A 4463-nucleotide genomic window follows, 5' to 3' on the forward strand; every position below is an offset into this window, starting at 1 on the left:
ACGTGGAGTGGTGAAGAAAATCGCGAAGGATTAAGAAGTTATAACGTTGGTTTAGAAGCAAAAAATTCGGTGGTGATTCTATGGCAGTTGTGCTTGACAAAATAAATGAACGATTGAATAAATGCAACATAGAAATCCCTGTTGTTTTGAGAGATCCCGACAAGGTGGTTGGCAAATTTATCGGCGCGCTTGAAGAGCATGGCTGGGTGTTCATACAGCTTTTAGATCTTTCAGAGGAATTCATGACTATGCTTGAAGCCGAACGTCTCGCTCAGCAGGGCCGGAAGGTGTTGGTGTATATCGGGGATATCAGAGATAAGTCTCTTGTACACCTCGCGGAATATTGGGATAGAGGAAACGGGCTCAACATCACGGCAGCGAACCTTCTTTCTGAAATTGGGATTTCACCCAGTAATTACAACAAAAGAACGACCATTTCGATTGTGAAGATCGGGCTTAAGAAGGATGAAGAATGGTGGAACAAAGTAAAAGAGAAAGGATTGACAGCAGTACTCAGGGAAATAGAAGAGGGATTGTTGGCGTTTCTTGAAGATCCTGAGGGTCTTGAGGTTACCCAGGAGCAAAAGAACCTCTTGTATGAGCAAGTGTTGAAGGAACGTTTCGGTATGGAAATTCCCCATGAAACTTCGTTGAAAGAGGCTTCCAGAAAGTTTGGCGAATTTATCCTCGAAAAGAATTTTCTCGAAAGTCCTTCCGATTACGTTGCTGAATTCTATAAGAAATGGGAGGATTCGAAAACATATGAAAAGGTTCTTATGAGTTTTGCCAGAGATTTTGAGGAATTACGAAAAGAGGAATTACTTGAGAATATTGATGACTTTATAAACCATCCCAATCATCCTTTTGTTCAGATAGAAAACGAACTGTTTTTGAAAACGGCGAAAGAGTTCCTGCAAAAAGAGGATAAAGCCAAAATACTGAATTTTGTCAGAGATAGGGCAAAGAAACGTAATAGAGCTGGTCTTGAAGAATACACCGATGAGTTTTCATGGAAAGACTTTTTAAAACTTGAAATTTTGCTCGACAAGCCAGATTTTAGCAAAGTCGAGTCTATTGATAACCTTATTGATCTCTACGCAAAAGATATATGGAAATTCGATCAGTTATGGCGAGAACTTCAAAAATTGAGGCTTCCCCATGACTTAAAGGATTTTGCAAAAAAAGAAATCCAAGAAGTGCTTATAGAAACTGAGAATTTTTGGAGGAACTATTACGCTCCTGAAAAAATCGAGGCAAACCAAGCTGGTCTCATACGAAGAATACTTGAGAATCAAGGAAAGATTGCTGTTATCGTTGTCGATGCCATGAGATTTGAGCTTACCAAAAGCCTGAACGTTGGTAGAGGTGCAGAGCTTGAAATAGAGCCTATAATTGCTGTAACGCCCACAGAAACCCTTGTGGGTATGGGGGCATTGTTTTCTTCAGGGGAGATCGAAAAAAGGTTGAACAAGGAAAAACACGTTGCTATTTACGATAGACAGACTAACCGTGAAATAGTGACGGTTCAAGACAGAGAGGAAAATCTAAAGGCTTTTATAGAGGATGTGCAGTTTCTTTCGCTTGGCGATTACTCAAAGGCCTCTTCTGATAAGGTTGTTTTGAAGTCACAGGAAATCGATAAACTTGGACATGGCGACTTTGCAGAATTCCTTTCGCAAATTATTGAGAAACTTAAAGATACAGTGATAAAACTCCTGCAAAAGGGCTATGAAGTGCATATGGTTTCAGACCACGGGTTTTATTTAGCCGATACAGAATCAAAGGTAAAAGGAGTCAAAGAAACCGCCTTTGATTCAACTTCCAGATACAAGCTTTCAAATGAATGCCCCGATGCTTCAGAGGAAGTTTTAAAAGAACATATTGAAGGCACTTATATCAGTTATGCATTTGGTAGCACTGTTTTCAAAGGCAAAGCAGGAAGATTTTTGCATGGCGGTGCCAGCCTGCAGGAGGTTCTCATTCCACATGTGATAGTTACACCTGTAAAGGAGATGGTAAAAATGGGTGTCAAAATTAAAAACAAAGAGGATTTGAAAACTGTCCAACGAAACACCTTTGATGTTGTTCTGGTGTCTGAGAACAGAATGTTTGGGAAACCGAATAAGGTATATTTGGAAGTGGGAAAGAAAAAGATTGATATCGCGAAAGATGTTGAAGATGAAGTGAGAGTGCAGATAACCTTTAGTGCAGAGAGCGGGGAAACTGTGAGAATATCCGTCAGGGATAAAGACAACGGAAAATTACTCGATTACGTGGATGTCAAGTTTTTGCCAGCGAGAAAGCTTCTTTTTTGAGAGGGTGATTTCATGGCCTTGGATGAACTCGACAAAAAAGTTATCAATGTATATTCAGATTATGTGATAAGCAAGGCATTAGTGAGGAAGCTCAAGATCGGATACAACGTGCCTGTATATGTGCTTGAGCACCTTCTCGGATCTTATGCCGATTTTTCCGACCTCGAAAATCCAAAAAATGTCGAGAATGTGGAGAATATCCTGAAAGAACATTTCCTTCGCCCGGATGAAGCGGAGTATGTGAAGATGAAACTCAGAGACAAAGGCTGTTTCAGGATTATCGATAGGATATCCGCTGTTCTTGATACAAACAGCAATCAATATGATGCATTCCTTCAGAATCTTAATGTAAAAAATGGCGTTATCTCTGATGAGATCGTCAAAGAGAATCCCAAAATGCTGCTCGGTGGTATTTGGGCAGTTATTGATCTGATTTACGATCATGAGTCATATCCCGGCAGGCCTTTCGTGGTGGAGAAGATTTTCCCTATACAGCTTTCAAATTTCATAAGTGAGAAATTCACTGAGAAAAGGAATGCATTCACTACCGAGGAATGGATAGATCTGCTGGTGAGGTCGATCGGCCTTGAGCCAGAGAAATTGAGCTGGAGAGAAAAGATGCTTCTTCTTTTGAGACTCGTTCCTTTAGTGGAGAAGAATTACAACCTTGTAGAGCTTGGACCAAGAGCTACGGGAAAATCTTATGTGTACCGAGAAATTTCCCCCTATGCTTTTTTGCTTTCTGGAGGAAATACGACGGTTGCTCAGCTGTTTTATAATATTGCCAGAGGGAAAGTGGGATTGATAGGTGAATGGGACGTCGTCGCTTTTGATGAAGTCGCAGGAATAAAATTCAAAGACCAGTACGCACTCCAAATGCTCAAAGATTACATGGAGTCGGGAACATTTGCAAGGAAGGTCGAGGTCGTAGCGGAAGCATCTATGGTATTTAACGGAAACATAAACGACGATGTGCAGACACTCTTGAAACTTTCGAATCTTTTTGAGCCTTTCCCCGTAGAAATGCAGGATACCGCTTTTCTCGATAGGATACACGCGTACCTTCCCGGCTGGGAAGTTCCTAAATTAAAAGCGGGGCTTTTTACGAACCATTTCGGGTTTGCCATAGATTACTTTTCAGAGGTTTTAAAATCTTTGCGCAGTTACTCAGCGGTTGACGTTATAGACCGTTATTTCGAGTTAGGAATGCAGTTAAATAGAAGAGATGAAAAGGCAGTTAGAAAGACCTGTTCTGGTTTGCTAAAGTTGTTATACCCGGATAAGAGCTATGAGAAAGAGGGCATCAAGAAAGTACTTGAGTTTGCAATCGAAATGCGTAGAAGAATCAAGGAACAATTGAAGAAAATGGGAGGCCTGGAGTTTTGGGAGACGAACCTCTCATATATCGATAAAGAAGCCAAACAGGAAACCTATGTTTCCGTTAAAGAAGGAGGAAAAGGGGTTCTCATTTCTCAAGATCCGTTACCTCCAGGTATTGTGTACACCGTTTCAGTGGTTGATGGGAAAACTAACCTAATAAAAATAGAGACAGTTGTTTCTCCCGGTCAGAACAAATTTTCCGTTGGCGGAAACTCTTCCTTCAAGGAAGCGGCGAACACAGCTTTCAGTTATCTCGCCGCAAACCAGAAAAAACTCTTGCCTATGAATATGACTTTGAAGGACTACACGATAACGGTACAAGCGTATCCTATGCTTGGTAAAGAGGTAGGAAAAGATGTTTCAGTGGCGGTTTTCGTTTCCATGCTTTCGGCGTTTCACAGGACGTTGATGAAAAAAGGTTTTGGCGTGATAGGCGACATGACCATAACGGGAAGCTTGAAAACAACGCTCAGTTTTGTAGATCGGCTGACTATGCTTGTCGAAAATGGCGCTAAATCTGTAACGGTTCCCATTGAGCAGATGAACAAACTTGGCAGTATATCTGTTGATATCATTTCAAAAACAATACCTATTCCTATAAGCACACCTGAAGATGCCTTTTTGCGCGGCAGGCTTGAGGACTGAAAACTTCACCCTCCGTTCTGGTTTTCAAACAGCTTTATGGCCTCGCTAATATTATTAAGAACATCTTCAACACCGATGTCTTCGCCATCATTAATGCATTCACAGGGAGCAAGGTTGTCAAAG

2 protein-coding genes are annotated in these 4463 nt (G+C 41.1%); both read left to right on the top strand.

Annotation, left to right across the window (positions count from 1 at the left end):
- Window positions 1–80: 80 nt before the first annotated feature.
- Entirely contained in the window at window positions 81–2315 is a 2235-nt protein-coding gene (locus J7K79_RS06015) for a PglZ domain-containing protein (protein WP_296906305.1), read from the top strand.
- Window positions 2316–2327: 12 nt separating this feature from the next.
- Window positions 2328–4340 (top strand): protease Lon-related BREX system protein BrxL, encoded by a 2013-nt coding sequence (gene brxL / locus J7K79_RS06020; protein WP_296906308.1) that lies wholly within the window; start codon window positions 2328–2330, stop codon window positions 4338–4340.
- Window positions 4341–4463 lie beyond the last annotated feature (123 nt).

The organism is Thermotoga sp. (assembly GCF_021162145.1).
Classification (GTDB): domain Bacteria; phylum Thermotogota; class Thermotogae; order Thermotogales; family Thermotogaceae; genus Thermotoga.